This window comes from Chloroflexota bacterium (genome assembly GCA_026708035.1).
Classification (GTDB): Bacteria; Chloroflexota; UBA11872; order UBA11872; family UBA11872; genus JAJECS01.
In genome coordinates this window covers 275,807-295,892 of sequence record JAPOVQ010000006.1, presented here as the reverse complement: position 1 = coordinate 295,892, position 20,086 = coordinate 275,807, and the positions used below count along the sequence as shown (strand labels likewise).

The window sequence follows — 20,086 nt, the reverse complement described above, 5'->3', positions numbered from 1 at the left end:
AGCGGGCGAGGTCGTGGACCCCGAGGATCTGCGGCAACGGCTCGACGTCCTGCCGGACCACCAGCGCGTATTTCGCCGCATGTTCGAAATGCTCGCCAACTCCGGGGTGGTGGAGGAGACCGAGGCCGGCTTTCTGGTGCTCGTGGGGCCGGATGACCCGTTGCCGGAACACATGCCGCGCGATGTGGACGAGTTCGCCGATCGAATGGCGGGGATCTATCCCGACGGTCAGATCGAGATCGGGCTCTTTCGGCGGTCGGGCCGCGCCCTGGCCGCTGTGCTGCGCGGCAACGAGGACCCGCTGACGCTGCTGTTCAGCAGCGGCGAACCGACGGCGGCCGACTTGTACCTGAAGGCGCCGGTGGCGCGCGCCGCGAACCAGATGCTGTCCGAGGCCATCCAGGCGTTGGTCGCCGCGCTGCCCCAAGGCCGGCGCCTCCGGGTGATCGAGGTCGGAGCGGGAACCGGTTCGGCCACGGCGTCCGTGCTGCCGGAGCTTCCGGAAGGGCGATTCGACTACACCTACACGGATATCTCGGCGGGCTTTTTCGCCGAGGCGGAGGCCCGGTTCGGGAGCAACGGCATCGACTACCGCCCGTTGGATATCGAGCGGGACCCCATAGCCCAGGGCTTCGATCCTCACGGCTACGACGTGCTGATCGCCTCCAACGTGCTCCATGCCACCCGCTATCTCCAAGAGACGCTGGCGCACTGCGCCGACCTGCTCGCGCCGTCGGCTCACCTGGTGGCGCTCGAGAACCTCCGCGGCCTGGGCTGGATGGACCTCACCTTCGGGCAATTGGACGGCTGGTGGCGGTTCGCCGATGACTACCGGCCCCACCATGCCCTGGCGGAACCGTCGGTATGGCGGCGCGCTCTCGGCGACGTGGGCTTCACGGGAGTGGAGGTCCTGGGGGTCGATGATTCTTTCACGTTCGAAATGCTGGACAAGGGCGTCATCGTGGCCCAGGGTCCCGCGCAGGTGGCTGAAGCCCCGGGTCTGTGGGTCCTGACGTCGGACCACGGCGGCGTCGCGGAGGATCTCGCGGCGGCGTTGGCGGCGCGGAGCCAGACGGTCATCCTGGCAGGTCGAGACGGAGCCGAGAACGGCGCCACGGCAGCCCTCGGCTCCATGATCGTCAAGACCGCCTTGGACCCCGGAAATCGCGAGTCGTGGCAATCGCTGCTCGAAGGTCTGCCTGGAGACGTGCCGTTCAACGGCGTCGTGCATCTCGCGGGGCTCGACGGCCACGGCCGGCAGGCAGCGACCGAGGAAGTATTCGAGGACGTGACCGAGGCCGGGGCGAGCGCGTTGGCAATGGTGCAAGGCCTGGCCGACTCCGACGTCGTGCCGGAACACGGCGTGTGGTTCGTCACGCGCGGGGCGCAGGTGCTCGAGCGTGAGCAGCGTGGACAGCTTGCCGGCGCGGTTCTCTGGGGCTTCGGCAAGGTCGTGACGCTGGAAGCGGCCCACTTGCAGCCGCGAATGCTCGATCTGGACCCCGGCGCCCCCCTGCCGTTGGCCGATCTCGTCAATGAGCTGCTGTATCCCGACCAGGAAAACCACATCGCCTACCGCTCGGGGAGTCGCCAGGTGGCGCGGCTGGTTCGGCCCAACGCCGCTGGCGAGCGGCTGGAGCTGCCGGCGGACCCGGACTGGGTGCTGGCTCCGGACTCGAGCGGCATATTCGACAGTCCAGAGATCAAGCCGCTCCCGGTACGTTCCCTCGAGCCACGCGATGTTCGCGTGTCGGTCGAGGCCACCGGGCTCAACTTCTGGGACGTGTTCCGTTCGCTCGGCTTCATCGAGGAGGGCGATCTGGGCCGGGAGATGTGCGGCCATGTCCTCGACATCGGTGCCGACGTGTCGACCGTCTCCGTCGGCGACCGCGTGGTCGGATTGGGGTTCGGCGCGTTTGGGCCGGAAATGATCACGCGCGAGGAATTGGTGGCGCCGGCGCCGTCGGCGATGTCCGTGTCGGCCCTGGCAACCATCCCGAGCGCGTTCGTTTCGGCCGCGCTGTCCTACCACTACTCGGGCCTGGAAGCCGGCGACCGCGTGCTGATTCACGCCGGCGCGGGCGGCGTGGGACTGGCGGCCATCCAGCTGGCCCAAGCCGCCGGCGCGGAGGTCTTCGCCACGGCCAGCGCTCCCAAGCAGGGATACCTTCGGTCAGTCGGAGTCAAGCACCTATTCGATAGCCGCCAGACCACATTCGGCGAAGAAATCCTGGAAGCCACCGGCGGCGCGGGCGTTGACGTGGTGCTCAACAGCCTCACCAGCGAAGGATTCATCGACGCCAGCCTGTCTTGCCTCGCGCAGGGCGGTCGGTTCGTCGAGCTGGCCCGGCGGGACATCCTGAGCCACGAAGAGATGGCCGCGGTTCGCCCGGACGTTTCCTACGACATCTTGGAGCTGGACGTTCTCAAGAAAACCGATCCCGCCTGGGTTGGCGAGGTGCTCCGAGAGGTAATGGGGCGGCTGTCGGCGGGCGAGCTGCAACCGATCATCCACAGCCGGTGGCCGCTGGCCGAGGCCGGAGCCGCGCTTAGCTTCATGCGATCGGCCCGGCACATCGGCAAGATCGTCCTCACGCCGCCGCCGCTGCTGCGGGGCCAACTGCGGCAGGACCGCTCGTACCTGGTGACCGGCGGTCTCGGCGGCATCGGCTGCGCCGTGGCTGAATGGCTGGCGGGGCACGGCGCCGGCGCCATCGTGCTGAATGGCCGGAGAAACCCCGACCCCGAGGCGCAGGCGGCCATTGACGCCCTGCGCCGCCGTGGGGTCAGGGTCGAGGTCGAGCTTGCCGACGTGACCGATACCGACGCAATCGACGACATGCTGGCGCGCATCGATGAAACGCTACCGCCGCTCGGAGGCGTCATCCACAGCGTGGGCGTGCTGTCGGACGCCGCGCTGACCAATCAGACCTGGTCGAGCTTCGAGCGAGTGCTGCGGCCGAAGATCGTGGGCGCCTGGCACCTGCATCGCGCAACCATGGGCCGCGATCTGGACCTCTTTATTCTCTTCTCCAGCCGGGTCGGCGTCATGGGGAATCCGGGCCAGGCCAACCACGCCGCGGCCAACGCCTTCTTGGATCAGCTGGCCGGACACCGTCGCGCGCTCGGTCTCCCGGGGCAGTCGATTGCCTGGGGCGCGTGGTCGGAGATCGGCGAAGCCGCCGAACAACGGGAACGAATCGAGCAGCGGCGGGCGGCCCTGGGCGGGCGCTGGTTTACCCCGCAGCAGGGCATCCAGGCCCTCGAACGGCTGGTGCGCCAGGACACCACGACGTCCGTGGTGATGTCGATGGACTGGTCGGTCTTCGAAGAGGCCGTCCAGGACCGCCCGCCGTTGCTGGAAGACATGCTCACTTCAAGCGCCGACGACGAAGCCGATGCCGCGACCTCGTCGGATGATCTGCTGACCCAACTGCGAAGTGCGCCGGCGGCCGATCCCGAGCAAGTGCTGGTGTCCTTCCTGCAGCAGGAGTTGCAGGCGGTGCTGCGGTTGACTTCCACGCCCTCGCCGACGGTCGGGTTCTTCGACCTGGGCATGGACTCGCTGATGGCGGTGGAGCTGCGAAACCGGCTGAACCGGGCGTTCGCGGACGAATACGTGGCCTCGAACACGCTGGTGTTCGACTATCCGGACGTCGCCAGCCTCGCGCGCCATCTGGTCGACGAGCTCGGCCAGGTCGGCGGCGTCGCGCCGGCGCCGGAGCCGGAGGCGCCCGCGCCCGCTTCCCAGTTCCCGCAAGAGGATGACGGCATCGCGATCGTCGGCATCGCATGCCGCTTCCCCGGCGCGGACGACCCGCTGGACTTCTGGCGGCAGCTCGAAGCGGGCGTGGACCCCGTGACGGAGGCGCGCGACATGGCCGGTTCCTGGACGGGGCTGTTTGGAGACCCGGCGGCCGAAGACCCCGTGTTTCGCCGCGGCGCGTTTATCCAAGGCATCGAGCAATTCGACTCGCGCTTCTTCCGCATCTCGCCGATCGAGGCGCGCGGCATGGACCCGCGCCAGCGGCTGCTGCTGGAGACGACCTGGCACGCGCTCGAGGATGCGGGCATCGATCCGGACCGACTCCGTGGCAGCAGCACCGGCGTTTACGTAGGGCTTGGCGGCAACGAATACCGCGACGTGATCGCGGCCAGCGGCCAGCCCGACAGCTTTGTCGGTACCGCCGGCAGCATGGCCGTTGGACGTTTGGCCTTCGTGTTTGGGCTGGAAGGGCCGGCGATTCCACTGGACGCGGTCTGCGCGTCGTCGCTAGTTGCGGTGCACCAGGCAGTGGCCGGTCTCCAGCGCGGCGAGGTGAATATGGCGCTGGTCGGCGGCGTGAGTATCCCGCTGTCCCGCGGAATCACGCGGTTCCTGAACGATCTCGGAATGTTGTCGCCGAGCGGGCGCTCTCGGACCTTCGATGCGGACGCGGACGGCTTCGTGCGCAGTGACGGGTGCGGCATGGTGGTGCTGAAGCGCTTGCGGGATGCCGAAGCGGACGGCGACCGAATTTGGGGCGTCGTTCGCGGCGCGGCGGTCAATCAAAACGGGGCAAGCGCGGGCCTCACCGTGCCAAACGGTCCGGCCCAGGAGAGGCTGCTTCAAGATGCCCTCTCGCGGGCCGGCGTTGCGCCTGCGGACGTGGACTACTTGGAGACGCACGGCGCCGGCTCGGCCTTGGGCGACCCGATCGAGGTCCATGCGGCGGCGGCCGTCTACGGCCAGGGCCGCGACGCGGACCGCCCACTGGTGCTCGGCTCCGTCAAGGCCAACATCGGCCATACGGAATGGGCGGCGGGCATTGCCAGCTTGATCAAGACTGTGCTGGCGATGCACCAGGGGGTTATTCCCGGGCAGCTGCATTTCAACACCCCAAGCACGCAAATCGACTGGGACCGGCTGCCGGTCCGCGTGGCGTCAAGCGACATCCCCTGGCCGCAGACTCCCGATCGGCCGCCCCTGGCATCTGTCAGCGCGTTTGGCATGTCGGGCGCCAACGCCAACGTCGTCGTGGCGGGCTACGACTCGCCGCAGGGCCCGTCTGCTACATCCGACAACGTTGGCGTCCCGACCGGGGCCCGGCAGCCCGTGCCGGTGTCGCTGCCCGAGTCGCTGGCTGACCTGCCGGCAGCGACAGACGGAATCGGCGAGCGCCGGACGCGGTTGCTGCCGCTTTCCGCCAAGTCCGACCAGGCGCTGCGAGACCTGGCCGAACGCTACGCGGCATGGCTCGGCGAGCAAGGCGGGCCGGCCGCAAGCAACGGCGCCGTCGGCGGTCCCGACCTCGCGGACATGGCCTGGACGGCGAGCGTGGGGCGCAGTCACCTTGACCATCGCGCGGGCGTGGTGTTCCACGACGCCGCTTCGCTGGGCGAGCGGTTGCGGACCATCGCCCAATCGCCGTTCGAACCGCAGCCGGAGACGCCGCGGCGGGTGGCCTTTGCCTACACCGGCCAGGGCAGCCAGTGGCCCGGGATGGGTCAGACGCTGTACGAGACCGAGCCGGTGGCGCGGGCGGTGCTGGAGCGCTGTGACGCGGTCGTCCGTGACGTGCGCGGCGCGTCGCTGCTCGACGTGATGTTCGGTCGGGGCGATGCCGCGGGCGACTTGAACGACACCGCCTGGGCGCATCCAGGCATCTATGCCCTGGAGTGCGCGCTGACGGCGCTTTGGGCGAGCCTGGGCATTCGGCCCGGCGTGGTGGTGGGACATGGGCTCGGAGAGATCGCGGCGGCCCAGGCGGCGGGAGTGTTGAGCCTGGAAGACGGCCTGCGCTTTGCCGTGGCGCGCGGCGCGCTCATGTCGGCGCTGCCGGGACCCGGATTGGCTCTCGAAGGCAGCCTGGAGGCCGCGCTCGAGGATGTTGCGGTTGCGAGTCCGTCGTCGACCCTGGTCAGCGGCGTAACCGGCCGTGTGCTCGCATCGGACGACGCGCTCGATGCGGCCTACTGGCATCGCCAGGCGCGCGAGCCGGCGGCCTTCGGCCGTTGCGTCGAGACGTTGGCAACCCTGAGCGTGGACGTAGTCGTCGAGATCGGGCCCCATGCGGCGCTGGGACCGCAGGTCGCTCCCGCCTGGCCGAATGCGGCGCCCGGCGCCGAAGCCGTTGCAGCGCCGGTCGTGATCAGCAGCCTGCGGCAGCCGGCCGACGATGGCCCGAGCTCGGAATCCGAATTCGGATTCGTGGCGGCGGTCGCCGGCGCGTACGAGGCCGGCCTCGGGATTGACCTTCCAGCGCTGTTCGTGGGCGAGACGCGGCGCCGGGTTGCACTGCCAAGCTATCCCTTCCAGCGCCGGCATCACTGGGCCTAGATTTCGGCCCCACCTCGCGCACGGGGCAAGCCCTTCGCCGGTTTGACGGAAATGTCATTCGAACGCAGCGAGGAATCTAAGGACGCCGCGCCTTCTCGCGTCCCACCTAGAATTCTCGCTTCGCTCGAAGAGACATGGTGGGGACTGTGGAATGACACTCGAAGGACGCGGGCCGACCGGCGCGTACTGGAACGTGGAGGAGCCAGCCTACAGTTCGAGGCTTGACCGCAATCCGCTTGGGGCCCTTCGACGATCTCTCCGCCGGAATGACGGCCTCCAACTCGCCCACTTCCCGCCACATTGATTGCCTTCCGTCCGCTCACTACACTGGCAGCCTCTTTGCCCAACTGGTGTTTCCAGGACAGGATTGATCCATGGCGTCGACGGCAGAACGCATCCAGAAGCTCGTTGCAGAGAACCTCGAAGTGGACGGGCAGCCCGTGTCCGTTCCGGACGACTTGAACGCCAACCTTTCCGATGCCGGGGTTCCTTCCATGGACTTCGTGGCGTTCGCCAAGGTCATCGTCGCCGAGTTCGACGTCCCGCTCACGCCCGACGACTGCGCGGGCTTCAGCACCCTGAAGGACCTGGCCGCGTACATCGACGCCCAAGCCGCCTAGCGTCACGCTCCCGCGAGGGGGCCATGCTGTTGCGCATGGGGAGCCGACGCGAACCGCCAGGCTAGACCATGAGTGCTTCGCGTGTCGGGGACTGGTGGCGCCCGTTCAAGCTGGTGGGCGACGCGACGGTCATCCACGTCGACCTGACGCCGAACGCGGCCCGAGAGGCCGAGGCGTTGGGGTGGCTGGATGAGTCCGAGCAATCCCGCTGGCGACGTTTTCAGTTCGCCGGTCCCCGGCGCCGGTTTGGCTTGTGCCGCGCGGCCCTGCGCGCCATTCTCTGTCGCCGGCTCGAGTGCGAGAACGGGCAGTTGGCGTTTGAGGAGTCCCGGCACGGCAAGCCGTTTGCCACGGTGGAGGGGATGCCGGTCCCCGAAAGTTTCAACGTGAGCCACAGCGGCGGCCATGGGTTGATCGCGTTCGCGCCGGCCGGCCGGCTGGGGGTGGATATCGAGGAGCGCGTCGCTCACCGCAATCTCGATCTCCTGGTGGAGACCGTGCTTGGCGAACAGGAGCAAGCGCTACTCGCCCGCACGCGCGGCGATGCGCGGACACACTTGTTCTTCAAGCTCTGGACGATGAAGGAAGCGCTGATCAAAGCCCACGGGAAGGGCATGGCCCTGGATCCGTCTCGCGTTCAAATCCCGTCGGCCATGCTCGGCGGCACGACCCGGTCCACGTTGAAATCGCCCGAAATTCCGGGCGTTCGGTGGCGGCTGGATGATCTGAGCAACGACCAATTCGCCGCTGCCGTCGCCCACGAACTTTGCGCCGCGCCCGGACCCAGCCGCGGCAACGGCAGCGCGCTGGAAACGCCGGCGAACTCATGACGACCGACGAAACCGTGTGGCAGGTGCCGGAGCCGCTTTCCATTCACGAAGTGCGCGTGGACGACGACACCGTGGTCACGCTGCGTCGTCACGGGAATCCGGCAGGCCCGCGGCTGGTCCTGAGCCACGGCAACGGTCTGGCAATCGACCTCTACTACCCGTTTTGGTCGCTCCTGGCCGATGATTTCGACCTGATCGTCTACGACCTGCGAAATCACGGCTGGAACGCCGTCACTTCCCTGGCCGACCACAACGTGCCGACGCTGGTTCTCGATCACGACCGAATCATGCAAGCGATCGATCGACACTTCGGAAGCAAGCCGAAAGTCGGCATATTCCATTCATTTTCGGCGCTTACGACCCTGCTGTCGCCGACCACGGGCGGCGAATTCGACGCGCTGGTGCTCTTCGACCCTCCGCTCTGCAAGCCCGGCCGAAGCTATGAAGACTTTGACGCCGCGGCCATGCGAACGGCCGCCGCGGCCCGTCGCCGCACCGAGCGGTTTCAAAGCACGGAACAGCTCGCGGATCTGCTGAGCTTCATTCCGACCTACTACCGCAGCGTCCCCGGCGTGTTCGATCTCGTGGCGCGCGCCACGCTGCGGAAGTCCGCCGACGGCGAGGGTTTCGAGCTGCGATGCCCGCGCGAATTCGAGGCCCAAATCATCGACTACGCCAGCGCGTTTGCCGTGTTGGTGGACTTCGATGCGCTGCAGTGCCCCGTCAAGGTCGTCGGCGCCGATCCAACCTTGCCGTATTCATATCTTCCGACCTTCGATCTCAGCCACGTGCTCATGGTCGACTACGACTTTTTGCCTGAGACGACGCACTTCCTGCAGCTGGAACAACCGCAAGCCTGCGCCGAGGTGGTGCGTGGCTTTCTGTCGGAGCTTGACGGCGACTGACCGCCCGAAGCCATCGCGTCAGCCGGTGTCAGGGCGATCCGTCGACCCGCACGGTGACGACGTCGATGCCGTGGTACTTCTGGTGCCGGACCGAGGACGCGTAGTGGCGGAGCAGGCGAAATGAGACATCCCACTCAGCCGGTGACTCGTCGTGGTCGGAGAGATAGGCCAGGCGATCGGCCAGGTTTTCCTCGTCGACTGCGGCCACGAACTCGAGTTCGACCGCCGGACCCTCGGGACTTGCCGTGACGACCAGGCGCGGCGGCTTGCCCTCGGCGTGGCCGTCAGCCGGCTGCATCAAGCTCGAAAGCGTCTCCTCGCCGGCGGATCGCAGCCGCTCGGTTGATGCGGCGTTCCACCGCATGGCCGCGGCAATCTCCTGCAGATAGGCGTCGAGTCGCGGCAGGTCGGCCATGTCGAGCCGACCCTCGAAGCGCCGGCGTTTGGGCTTGGTGACCTCGAGGAAGAGGGTGAGGCCGATCGCGGTTGCGGCGCCGACGGTGATGCCGTTGCCAAGCAACGAGCTCCAGGGGCTGGGGACCACGCCTTCAAGAACGTTGTGCTGCTCGAATCCCACGCCCAGCGCAAACGCCAGGCTCACCACCAGGGTCGTTGGTGCGTCCAGCCCCCCGCGAGCGACCGTCCGCACGCCTTCGACGAAGAGCATGCCAACGGCCGTCAACAGGAACCCTCCCATCACCGGGTTGGGAATGGTGAGCATCAGGCCCGTCAGCTTGGGCAAGACGGCCAGTCCCACGAGGATGATCCCCATGGCATAGGCGACGCGGCGCGCGGCGACCCCGGTGAAGCTGATCAGCGAAACCGTCGACGCCGAGAACGCGCTCGTGGGCGGCGTGCCCGCCAGGCCTGCGATGAGCGTGCCCAACGCGCTCGCGTAGATCGTCCCCTGAATCAGACGGAAGTCAGTCGCCCGCGGCCGGCGCCAGGCGACTAGCTGCACCACCACACCGTCGCCGACGGCCTTGATCGACTGGACGACGGTTACCACCAGGAACATCGGCAACAGCGCCCAGAACCCCGCCGTCGGCGTGAGGTTCAGTCCGGGAAACCCGGCGTCGGGAAGCCCAAACCAGGGGGCGTCGACCACGCGCCCGAAGTCATAGAGGCCGAGCAGCACCGCAGCGACGCAGCCGGCCCCGATCCCCGCCAGCGGCGACCAGATCCGCCATTGCCGAGGCGCACGCAGGGCGAGGATCGTGGTGACGACCAACGTGACGGCGGCGACGCCCGGTCCTCCGAATGCCGGCGCGCCGTCAGGAACTTCCACCAGCCGATCCCAGGCGATCGGGAGCAGGGTCACCGCGATGAGCATCAGCACCGTGCCGGATACGGCGGGGGTCATGACGCGTCGCAACTGCGGCAGCCAAGCCGCCACGGCGAAGTAGAACACCGACGAAAGCACGAGGAGGCTCGCCAGCGTGGACGGCCCGCCCTCCGCCAACGCCAACACCGAGACCGCGATGTAGTTGGGGGTGACCCCCATGATCATGATGTGCCCGAGGCCCACGCGCCCGACGCGCGCCGCCTGGAGGATGGTGACGATGCCGCCGACGGCCAGGGCCGCGACCAGGGTCCACCTCAGCTGGCGCTCGTCCTGGCCGGCCGCGACGCCACTGATGGCGGCGACGACCACCAGCGGAGCGAGCGCCAGCAAAACCCCCTGAATGCCGACGCCAATCGCCACCAACGGCGGACATCGCTCGTCGGGTTCGTACCGGATGCGTTCCTCGGCGCCGGCTGAAGCCAAGAGGCCCCCTCCTCAGCCTTTCATTCGGTGGATGTCGGTCACCGACACCGGCACCGGGTCGGGCGTGGTCATGGGACGGATTCTCGATCGCGCGCGCCCCAAGTATGCGCCGCACGCGCTGGGGGCGCGTACGCCGACGAGGTCCGCTGCGGCCCACTCGCACGGCGAGCTGCGCCATTCGCGAATGGCTCAGCCGGTAAGGACGACACATTGACATAATGTAGTCGGGGGGCGAGTCCCATTCCGTCCACCACGCTTGACGCAATCAAGAACGTTCACATCGACCCTCGTGCTGGACCTGTCGTCAGGTCCGCGCGTACTCCATCATGGTCTGGCCCGTCTTGGAAGGGAATATCTGATCAGAGAAGGTAGGCCGTCGTGAGCATGGCGACAGCCGGGGCGGTCATTCTCGCCGTCGGCCTGCTCTTCGCAATGGACCCAGGCGGGGCAATCGCCGAAAGCGGCTTTCCCGACTTCCAGCAAATGGACCTGGCGCAGCTGGCGGCCTGGGGCTTTCGCACGATAGGCGTCGTCGTCGCGCAGCTGCTCATCATCGCGCTGTGGCTTTGGCCCGAGTACCGGCCCCCACAGGCGAGCCCATGGTATTCGGGGACCCCTCGGCCCGACTCGATGCCCGCGGCTGCGGTATCAGTGCTTCAAGGCCACATGACATGGACCCCAACCCTGCTGGCCTCCATCATCGAGATGTGCCAGCGCGGCACGCTGCGCATCGAGCCCGTCGGAACAAAGGTCGGATTCCTCTACCGGCTGTCTCGCCAGGGTCTCACGCAGCACGAGTGGGAGCGAACCATATGCGACAGCCTGCCGTCGCGCCCCACAACGCTTGATGCGCTCCATGACGCGATCAAGAAGCGCGAAGACGCCGTCGGCGACCAGATTGGGGACTACCTCCGGCAGCGTGGCCTGTTCCACGACAACCCGGTGCGGGTCAGGCGGGAAAACTCCGACGACGGAGGCACCTGGTGGATGCTCGCTTGCATCTTGACGGGTGTTGGCACCGGGCTTTGGGCGGCCCTTTGGCTGGACCAGTGGTGGGCGAACGTCCTGATCGGCGCGTTCGCAGGCCTCGGGTACTCGTTTGCGACAGTGCAGATGACGATGCCAAGGACGGGCATGCTGACGCCAACGCCGGCGGGAGCGGCTGAGATCGGTCAGTGGCTTGGCTGGAAAGAGTCCCTGGCCAGACCTGAGTTGGCGGGCGTTGCGGACAGACCCGATTCCATGCTGGCCCACGCCGTCGGGCTGAATGCGGCCCAGCGGTGGCTCGGCGTCGCGGGCAAGGCTCCGCCGTGGTTTGGCTCGGGCAGTGCGCCCCCACTCCGGGGCGCCGACCTGGACGCGGCCTATCACGCCTTCATGCATGCATCGGAGTGGTGGCTGGCCGGACGGTCGGGCGATGCGGCGAAGGCGGCCGCGGGGGTGGGGTATGAACTCGAGCTTGAGCTGCTCGAAGAAGAGTCGCCCGACTCCGAGTCACCTGCCCGACCCAGGACCGCCGACGAAGTCCAATTGGAGTTGCCGGATACCGGGACAACTGCCTGCCCCAGGACCGCCGATGAAGTCCAGGACACTGCGCGTGAACCGGAAGCGCAGGGGAATCTTCTGGAAGGCGCCCCGGCCCCGCCATCGGAAGAGGATCAACCGCACCCAGGCGAGAGACCGACTGAAGAGCTCAAGGGTTGCGGATGCCTTCGAGGGTGCCTCATGTGGGCGATTAGCCTGCTGGGCACGGGGGTGGTGGCCCTGGTCGTCCTGTTCAGCCTCGACGTGCTCTCGCCCCGCGACAAACCGTGTCCGTTGAACTCTCCCCCAATCCCGACGCCCGCGCAGATCGCGGTGGCCGGAGACCTGTTCCGCGATGGGTGCGTGAGAGTCCGCGGCACGGTCGTGTCCAAGGGCATCGACGAGCTGGTGATGGAGATCGACCGGGGTGAGTACGTGCAGCGCGTGAACGTCCGCGACCCGTGGGAGGCCCTTCGAGGAATCCGCCAGGACCGTGTGGTGACCCTCGCCGGATGGCTCCGGGTAGAGGAAGACGGCGCATACGCCGTCCACTTCGTAGCGGACCGTGGATCGGACCGGGAGTGGTGGCGGAACCTCCTGGAGAACGTCGAGGGTTTGTTCTAGATGGCTGCGGGCACGATGCAGTCCGGTTGGGCCTTAAGGGCGGAGCCAAGTTCCGGTTCCCATGGACAGGCGCGTTCGGTCGCCCGCCACGGCTGAAGAGTGTGGGTCCACGTAGGCCCCTCCCAATTCCCGCGCCCGCACAGCGGGTGTCCGGCGCCTGTCCGCTACGCTCGGCCGATGACAGCGCTCGGCGCCGCGGCCATCGACGGGTTCGAATCTTCACGTGATTTCGAGCAGGTCGCGGCCCTGTGGCGCGAGGTATTCGCCTACGACAGCCCGCACAACGCGCCGGCGCTGGTCATCAGGAAAAAGCTGGAGCAACGCGATGGGCTGTTCTTCGTCGCGCGGCTCGGCCAGTCGGTGGTCGGCACGGTGATGGCCGGATACGACGGCCACCGCGGCTGGATCTATTCCCTCGCCGTGCTGCCGGACCAACGGAGGAGCGGCATCGGCTCCCGACTGCTGCGCCACGCCGAGGCCCGCCTTGCCGAGCTCGGGTGCATCAAGGTCAACCTCCAGATCGTGGCAGGCAATGAGGCAGCGGTCGCGTTCTACGAGCGCCATGGCTACCAGGTCGAGCCGCGCATCAGCATGGGAAAGCGCCTTTGGAGGGGTTAGCGACGCGACGGCCCAGCCGAAGTCGGATCGGCCCACGACTGCTGGGTCGGTGGTGCGCGACTCTGGCAGTTGAGCGCCGCACGGCGACCCGTCGTGCGGCGCTACGGTAGGTTGCGCGACTCGCAGGAAGAATCGGGGGCCTCATGATGGCGGCCGACCCCCTGCTGCAAGTCCGCGACGTAGTGAAGGACTTCGGCGGCGTGCGTGCCGTCGACCACTGTTCGTTCGACGTGATGCCCGGCACGATCACCGGCCTCATCGGTCCCAACGGCGCGGGCAAGACCACGCTGTTCAATCTAATCTCCGGGGCGCTGCCGCTCACGAGCGGCCGGATTCTCTGCAACGGTCACGACATTAGCGGTCTGCGGCCGCACCAGACTTTCGCCCTCGGCATCATGCGGACGTTTCAGATCCCCCGGGAGTTCCAGCGGTTGACGGTGCTCGAGAACCTGGCGGTGGTGCCCGCGAATCAGCGTGGCGAGCGCATGTGGGCCGCGTGGCTCACGCCTTGGACCGTGGCTCGGGAGGAGCGCCGCATCGAGTCCAGGGCGCTGGAAGTGCTGGAGTTCGTCAATCTCGCGCACCTGGCCGACGAATACGCCGGCAACCTCTCCACCGGCCAAAAGAAGCTGCTGGAGCTTGCGCGGACGCTGATGGCGGAACCGAAGCTCGTGCTGCTCGACGAGCCGGGCGCCGGCGTCAACCGCACCCTGCTCAACTCGCTGGCGGACAACATCCGGCGGGCCAGCGCCGAGCGCGGCGTCACCTTCCTGCTCATCGAGCACGACATGGACCTCGTCTCGCGCCTGTGCGACCCGGTCATCGTCATGGCCGACGGCGCGGTCATCGCCCAGGGATCGCCGCGGCAGGTCCAGCGCGATCCGCAGGTGCTGGAGGCCTATCTTGGCGGCATGGTCCATGGCGCTGCTTGAGGCCCGCGACATTGTCGCCGGCTACGGGGAAACCGAGATCCTGCACGGCGTCTCCCTGGTCGTGAACGAGGGGGAAATCGTGACCATCATCGGTCCCAACGGCTGCGGCAAGTCCACGTTCATGAAAGCCGTGGTGGGACTGGTTCAGGTGCGGACCGGAAGCGTCACCTTTCGGGGCGCCGACATCACCCAGCACGCCCCCGAGCGGGTCGTGCGGGAGGGCCTGTGCTACGTCCCGCAGTCCGCCAACGTCTTTCCGTCCCTCAGCATTCGGGAGAACCTGGAGATGGGCGCCTTCACGCGCGGCGATGACGGGCAGGCGCGTATCGACGAGATGTTTGGCCTGTTCCCCGATTTGGCGCGGCGACCGAAGGTGAGAGCCGGCAGCCTGTCGGGAGGCCAGCGCCAGATGCTGGCTCTTGCCCGCGCCCTCATGCTTGACCCTCAGCTCCTGCTGCTCGATGAGCCCTCGGCCGGGCTGTCGCCCGCGATCATGGGCCTGGTGTTCGAGCGCATCCGCGATATCAATGCGACCGGCGTGGCATTGCTCCTAGTCGAGCAGCAGGCGCGCGAGGCCCTGCAGCTGTCGGACCGGGGCTACGTGATGTCCGGCGGCGAGGTCCGGCTGGAGGACCGGGGCCCGGCGCTGCTGGACAATCCCGAAGTGGCCCGCCTGTATCTGGGTGGGTGAGGGCAGGACCAATGCCTCACCCTCACGGTCGGTCATGGACGGTATTGAAGTGACAAGTTGGTCCCCTCACCCCGACCCTCTCCCCACGGGAGAGGGAGTCGGACGCCTCGCCAAGGCGGAGGGAGTCGGACGCCGACTGACCGCCTTGCGCACCGCCGTCCAGAGACTTCGCGCGGCGTGGATGCCGGGATACTCCGTAGCCGCCGCCATCGCGGCAATGCTCGTCGTCGGATTCTTGCCGTTCGTCAAGATGGGCCTGGTGGTCAACGGCTTCGTGCTGGGGTCCATCATCGCCACCGGCGCCATCGGTCTCACGCTGATCTACGGCAACCTGGGTTTCGCCAACATCGCCCACGGCGACTACATGGCCATGGGCGCCTACGTGGCGTTCACGATCATCACCGGTCTCCTGCCCCTGGTGGGAATCGAAGGGCAGGGATTCGGGCCGTTCACCTTCGGCTACCCGTTGCTCATTGCGCTGCCGGTGGCGGCCGCCATCGTCGCCCTCGGCGCAATCGTGCTGGACGCGGGGATCTACCGCCGGCTGAGAAACCGCCGTGTCAACCAGGTGGTGATCGCCATGGCATCGCTGGGACTGGCGATCGCCGTGCGCGGTCTCATTCAGATCATCTGGACGAGTGAAAAGCTCCAATTCCCGCGTGAGTCGCGGCAGGTCTACCACCTGCCCATGGACGTTCGCATTCCCCCGGACAGCATCTTCATCGGGGGCCTCGCCGTCGTCCTCGTCATCGGGGTCTACGTGCTGCTCACTCGCACCAAGATCGGCAAGGCCATGCGCGCCACGGCCGACAATCCCGACCTGGCTCGCGTGAGCGGCATTCCGACGGAACGCGTCATCTGGGCCACCTGGGCCATAGGCGGAGGCCTGGCGGCAATTGCCGGAATCCTCCTGGCGGTGTTTCAGGCGCAGCTGCTCCCCAGCATGGGCTGGGAGTTCCTGATTCCGCTGTTCGCCGCCGTGATCCTGGGCGGCATCGGCAATCCCTATGGAGCCCTGGTGGGCGCGCTGGTCATTGGCGTCAGCATGGAAGTCTCGACCCAGTGGATCACGCCCAGCTACAAGCACGCCATCGCCTTCATCATCATGATCGTGCTGCTGCTGGCCAGACCGCGGGGCCTCTTGGGAGGGTCCACCTGACAGGGAGCCATGAGCCATCGATAGCGTCATTGGGGTAGTCGACTACACGGTCGGGTTCGTCGTCATGGCGGGCATCTACGCGGTGTTCGCCCTCGGCTTGAACGTGCATTGGGGCTTCACCGGTCTCTTCAACATCGGCATCGCCGGGTTCTTCGCCCTCGGCGCATACACGGCCGCGCTCCTGACCTCGCCGACGGCGGACCCGTTGCTGTTCGAGGAGTTCGTGTTTGGCGGCGACTGGGCGCAAATCGGATTCCTCGACCTCGGGATCGACCTGTGGTTCGTGTTGGCGTTAGCCGCGGCTGGAGCGGTGTGCGGCGTCATCGCGCTTGCGATCGGCTACGTCACGCTGCGCCTGAACGACGACTATCTGGCTATCGCCACGCTGGGCATCGCCGAGAGCGTGCGGCTCTTCTTTCTCAACGAGAAATGGGTCGCCAACGGGTCAAAGGGCCTGTACCAGATCCCCCAGTTCCTGGAGGGCTGGCTGCCGTCCGACAAATACAACTACCTCTACATGGTCGTCGTCATCGTGGTTCTGGCCGCGCTGTTCATCATGGTGCAGCGAGTCATGCAGTCGCCCTGGGGCCGGGTGCTGCGAGCCATCCGCGAGGACGAGGTCGCCGCCGCGGCCAGCGGCAAGAACGTGTTTAGGTTCAAGTTGCAGGCGTTTGTGTTGGGGGCCGTCATCATGGGCGTGGGAGGGGCGCTCTTCGCTCACCACATCCGCTTCGTTTCGCCGCTGACGTTCGATCCGCTGCTGGGCACCTTCATCATCTGGGCCATGCTGATGGTGGGCGGCGCCGGCAACAATCTCGGCGCCATCCTGGGCGCGTTTGTGGTGTGGGGGCTTTGGGTCGGCGCGCGATTCCTGCCGGGCGAGCTCGCCGACCCGAACGTCCGCTTTTTCATGGTCGGCGTGCTGATCGTCGCCGTGATCCTGCTGCGCCCGGGCGGCATTCTGGGCGAGCTGCGGCGCGTGACGCGGCGCCGCGGGGAACGGTCGGCCGTCCGTCTCGACGACGGGTGACGTCGCGCCGAGGAGCGGCGCCACGGTCCGGGGAATTCCCACGCACCCCGTCCGTCGTTCCCGCGACGGCGGGAACCCACCCCTCCCCCATTTCCGCGTCACCACGACTCGCGCGTCCGGTCCAGTTTCAACGAAGAGTGGATCTCCGCCTCCGGAGACTTCTGCAGAGTCCGGTAGGGGCGGGTCTCAGACCCGCCCGGCGCCAAGCATCCGGCGCGCCTTCAGATTCGACCGGACTGGATTCCGGCCTTCGCCGGAATGACGGAGGGGCGGCTCAACGAGCCGCCCCCGTCCAATGCTTGGCTGGAGACCGGCTCAGCCGCTAGGGCGTCTCGAAGCGGCCGGTGGACTTGATCTCGCCGCCGGTGATCTGCCAGATCTCGATCGGGCCGAACACGTCGCCGTTCTCGTCGAAGTCCACGGCGCCGGAAGCCCCCTCGTAGTTGACGTCCGCACCGTCGGCAATCAGGCTCAGCGCCCGCCCAATGCCCTCCACGCCGGGGCCGACTATCTCGCCAGGGGGATTCGCGACCGAGCGCAGTGCGTCCCGGATCGCCACCGCATCGGTGGTGGTGCCCGCCTTGGCCGCCGCCAGCGCGATCACGGCCACCGCGTCGTAGGTTTCCGCCAGGTAGGGCTCCACCGGAAGCTCAACGGCGTACGCATCCGTGTAGGCGCTCGCGAAGGCCGCGAGCTGCGGGCTGTCCACCGACCCGGGCGCCGTGCCCAAGGTTCCCTCGAGACGGTCCCAGCCGATGGCTTCGTTCATTTCCGCCGACTTGGTGCCGTCCACGAAGAGGAACTTGTCGGCGTAGCCGCCTTCGAGCGACTCCCGGACATAGGTCTGCGCCTGGCCGGGATAGCTGATGGCGATAAGCGCGTCAACGCCGCCGGCGGTGGCGCGCTCCAACTCGGAGGCAAAGGTGGGCTGCTCGTCCTCGTGCGGCACGGCGTCGACGATGGTTCCGCCGAGGCCAGTAAACGTCGCCTCGAAACGCTCGGCCAGACCCTCGCCGTAGGGGTTGTTGATGTACATGACCCCGACGTTTCGGAATCCCTGCTCCCAGGCCAGACGCCCCAGGACCACGCCTTGCGCGGCGTCGGAGGGCGCGGTGCGGAAGAGGAAGTCGTTGTCGTCGAGCACGGTGATGCTGGGCGCCGTGGATGCGCCGGAGATCTGCACGACTTGATTCGGCACGGTGACCGACGTGGCGACCGGGATCGTCACGCCGCTGGCCAGGGCGCCGACGATGGCAACGGCGTTCTCGATTTCCACCAGCGCGCGCGCCGCCTCGACGCCCTGCACCGGATTCACGCCGGTGTCGCGGCTGATGATGATCAGCGACCCGCCGCCGACGCCGCCCGCACGGTTGACGTGATCGGCCGCCAGGGCGGCAGCGTTGCGATGGATGGGACCGAAGAACGACAGCGAGCCGGTGAAGGCGTTGAGCTGCCCGACGATCAGCGGCGCAAGCATCGGCGCTTCCACGATCCTCTCGACTGGGACCTCTTTGATGACGTCTTGCCTGACGACGGTCTCGACCGGAACTTCCTTGATCACCTCTTGCGTGACGACGGTCTGAACCGGGACTTCCTTGATGACCTCGCGCGTGACGACGGTCTCGACCGGGACTTCCTTGATCACCTCTTGGGTGACGGTTTCCGTTTCGCCGCAGGCCGCGAGCACGGCCCCGCCGGCGACGCCGAGCAGGCTGCCGCCGGCCACACGTAGCAGGTTTCGGCGGGTCATCTTGCGCTTTTCGGATTCCGGCATTTCCATCTGCTTGTCCACCCTGTCTTTGCCGCTCGTCAATCAGCGGCTCCCGCCACTAGCATAGGCAATCACAAATGGTGCTCCAACGGCTGATCCCGCCTCGCTAGTGTTCGCCGGCCGCGCCACGCGATGGCGACTCGGCGTCGTTGCCGTGACATGCGCGGCGCTCGTAGCGGCGGCATGCGTTCCCGAGGAATCCGATGTCCCCGTGCTGGTCGTCACCGCCCGGGCGGCGCGTTCGGAGCCAGCTGGAATATCGACATCCGAGCCGGTGCCGACCGCGACCGTTTCGCCAACGACGGCCGCTGACCAACCAATAACCCCAACCTCTTCCGGCACGCCCGAGCCACCGCCGGACCCAACCGGTCCCCCGCCGCTGGACCGGTTGCCGGCCGGTGAGGAGGCCCAGGTCGTGCGCGTGATCGATGGCGACACCATGGTCGTCCGGATGGATGGGGCCGAGCACACAGTGCGCCTGCTCGGCATCGACGCGCCCGAGTTAGGCGACCCCGGCGGACAGGCCGCGCTGGCTGAGCAAGCGACAGCCGCCCTTGCGGCGCTCGTAGGCGACGGCGCGGTGACCCTCACTGCGGGTGGCAAGCTGCGCGACGACGGCGGGCGGCTGCTGCGGCACGTGGCGCGCGGCAATCTCGTGTTCTCGGTGGAGCTGGCCCGGCAGGGCTGGGTGCGCGCCCACGAATACACACCCAACACGCTGCTCTTCGGCGCCATCGCCGACGCCCAGCGCGAGGCGCGCACGGCGGCCCGCGGGCTCTGGGCGCCGCCCGTGCCGGGACTCGGCATGGTGGTGGACAAAGTGGCCGAGACCGTGGTGATCGCCAACGACGGCGGCGCTCCGGTTGATCTGGCCGGGTGGCGCCTTGTGAGCCTGCGGGGACCGCAGTCGGTTGAGTTGCCGGCCGGCACCATTCTTCAGTCGGGGACGAGCCTCACGGTCGCCTCAGGCAGCAGCCAGGGTGACGTCGCCTTCGGTCAGCGCCACGTCTGGCATAACGAGCTTCCCGATTCCGCCGAGTTGCGGCGCCCGGACGGACGCACAGCGCTCTACTGGGACGATCCGGCGGCGTCGCGCTAGGGCGACCCTTGGGTAGCCACTCAGTCATTCCGGCGGAGGGAGGCCCGTGCATGAACATCGACATCCCTCGCCCGAGCCTCGGCTCCCCCTCACCCCAACCCTCTCCCTCCAGGGGAGAGGGGGCCGGACCTGCGCTCCAGGCTCCGACGGAGGGATTACGCAAAGGTCCCCGCAGGCGGGAATCCAGCGGACGCTC

General features: G+C 67.6%; 13 protein-coding genes. 11 read left to right on the top strand and 2 right to left on the bottom strand.

All coding sequences use genetic code 11. The annotated features are described in order from the left end of the window. The first annotated feature begins 13 nt into the window (after positions 1–13). From OXG33_02975 to OXG33_02960, 4 genes are all read left to right on the top strand, one after another. Positions 14–6,319, top strand: coding sequence for an SDR family NAD(P)-dependent oxidoreductase (locus tag OXG33_02975; GenBank protein MCY4112889.1), 6,306 nt, complete (start codon positions 14–16; stop codon positions 6,317–6,319). A 374-nt stretch (positions 6,320–6,693) separates the two neighbouring features. Further along, positions 6,694–6,939 carry an acyl carrier protein gene (locus OXG33_02970; GenBank protein MCY4112888.1) on the top strand — a complete coding sequence of 82 codons (246 nt, stop codon included), beginning with the start codon at positions 6,694–6,696 and terminating at the stop codon, positions 6,937–6,939. Between the two features lie 68 nt (positions 6,940–7,007). Further along, on the top strand, positions 7,008–7,769 hold the full coding sequence (locus OXG33_02965; GenBank protein ID MCY4112887.1) for a 4'-phosphopantetheinyl transferase superfamily protein: 762 nt from the start codon (positions 7,008–7,010) through the stop codon (positions 7,767–7,769). Beyond that, positions 7,766–8,674, top strand: a complete 909-nt coding sequence (locus tag OXG33_02960; GenBank protein MCY4112886.1) for an alpha/beta hydrolase — start codon at positions 7,766–7,768, stop codon at positions 8,672–8,674. The genes OXG33_02965 and OXG33_02960 overlap by 4 nt, the downstream gene beginning before the upstream one ends. A 28-nt stretch (positions 8,675–8,702) precedes the next feature. On the opposite strand, the gene OXG33_02955 is transcribed toward OXG33_02960, so the two are convergent. After that, positions 8,703–10,442 (bottom strand): hypothetical protein, encoded by a 1,740-nt coding sequence (locus OXG33_02955; protein MCY4112885.1) that lies wholly within the window; start codon positions 10,440–10,442, stop codon positions 8,703–8,705. A 384-nt stretch (positions 10,443–10,826) separates the two neighbouring features. Between OXG33_02955 and OXG33_02950 the strand changes: the two genes are divergently transcribed. The 6 genes from OXG33_02950 (at position 10,827) to OXG33_02925 (ending at position 17,020) form a co-directional block, all read left to right on the top strand. After that, the gene (locus OXG33_02950) at positions 10,827–12,590 is read left to right on the top strand and encodes a DUF2207 domain-containing protein (GenBank protein MCY4112884.1); all 1,764 of its coding nucleotides are present in this window, start codon (positions 10,827–10,829) and stop codon (positions 12,588–12,590) included. 177 nt (positions 12,591–12,767) lie between these two features. Beyond that, positions 12,768–13,208 (top strand): GNAT family acetyltransferase, encoded by a 441-nt coding sequence (locus tag OXG33_02945; protein ID MCY4112883.1) that lies wholly within the window; start codon positions 12,768–12,770, stop codon positions 13,206–13,208. A 146-nt stretch (positions 13,209–13,354) separates the two neighbouring features. Then, positions 13,355–14,140 carry an ABC transporter ATP-binding protein gene (locus tag OXG33_02940; GenBank protein ID MCY4112882.1) on the top strand — a complete coding sequence of 262 codons (786 nt, stop codon included), beginning with the start codon at positions 13,355–13,357 and terminating at the stop codon, positions 14,138–14,140. Then, entirely contained in the window at positions 14,127–14,831 is a 705-nt protein-coding gene (locus OXG33_02935) for an ABC transporter ATP-binding protein (GenBank protein MCY4112881.1), read from the top strand. Before OXG33_02940 ends, OXG33_02935 begins: the two co-directional genes overlap by 14 nt. A gap of 145 nt (positions 14,832–14,976) precedes the next feature. Continuing rightward, a complete protein-coding gene (locus OXG33_02930) occupies positions 14,977–15,990 on the top strand; it encodes a branched-chain amino acid ABC transporter permease (protein ID MCY4112880.1) in 1,014 nt (337 codons plus the stop codon). 16 nt (positions 15,991–16,006) lie between these two features. Next, on the top strand, positions 16,007–17,020 hold the full coding sequence (locus OXG33_02925; GenBank protein ID MCY4112879.1) for a branched-chain amino acid ABC transporter permease: 1,014 nt from the start codon (positions 16,007–16,009) through the stop codon (positions 17,018–17,020). Between the two features lie 322 nt (positions 17,021–17,342). On the opposite strand, the gene OXG33_02920 is transcribed toward OXG33_02925, so the two are convergent. Continuing rightward, the gene (locus tag OXG33_02920) at positions 17,343–18,833 is read right to left on the bottom strand and encodes an ABC transporter substrate-binding protein (protein ID MCY4112878.1); all 1,491 of its coding nucleotides are present in this window, start codon (positions 18,831–18,833) and stop codon (positions 17,343–17,345) included. Positions 18,834–19,206: 373 nt separating this feature from the next. Between OXG33_02920 and OXG33_02915 the strand changes: the two genes are divergently transcribed. After that, on the top strand, positions 19,207–19,890 hold the full coding sequence (locus OXG33_02915; GenBank protein MCY4112877.1) for a thermonuclease family protein: 684 nt from the start codon (positions 19,207–19,209) through the stop codon (positions 19,888–19,890). Positions 19,891–20,086: the final 196 nt, after the last annotated feature.

What these genes read in the sequence shown, in the direction of transcription:
- OXG33_02965 (MCY4112887.1), top strand. Translation starts at nt 7,008, where the DNA reads ATGAGTGCTTCGCGTGTCGGGGACTGGTGGCGCCCGTTCAAGCTGGTG.
- OXG33_02940 (MCY4112882.1), top strand. Translation starts at nt 13,355, where the DNA reads ATGGCGGCCGACCCCCTGCTGCAAGTCCGCGACGTAGTGAAGGACTTC.
- OXG33_02960 (MCY4112886.1), top strand. Translation starts at nt 7,766, where the DNA reads ATGACGACCGACGAAACCGTGTGGCAGGTGCCGGAGCCGCTTTCCATT.
- OXG33_02970 (MCY4112888.1), top strand. Translation starts at nt 6,694, where the DNA reads ATGGCGTCGACGGCAGAACGCATCCAGAAGCTCGTTGCAGAGAACCTC.
- OXG33_02935 (MCY4112881.1), top strand. Translation starts at nt 14,127, where the DNA reads ATGGCGCTGCTTGAGGCCCGCGACATTGTCGCCGGCTACGGGGAAACC.
- OXG33_02950 (MCY4112884.1), top strand. Translation starts at nt 10,827, where the DNA reads ATGGCGACAGCCGGGGCGGTCATTCTCGCCGTCGGCCTGCTCTTCGCA.
- OXG33_02945 (MCY4112883.1), top strand. Translation starts at nt 12,768, where the DNA reads ATGACAGCGCTCGGCGCCGCGGCCATCGACGGGTTCGAATCTTCACGT.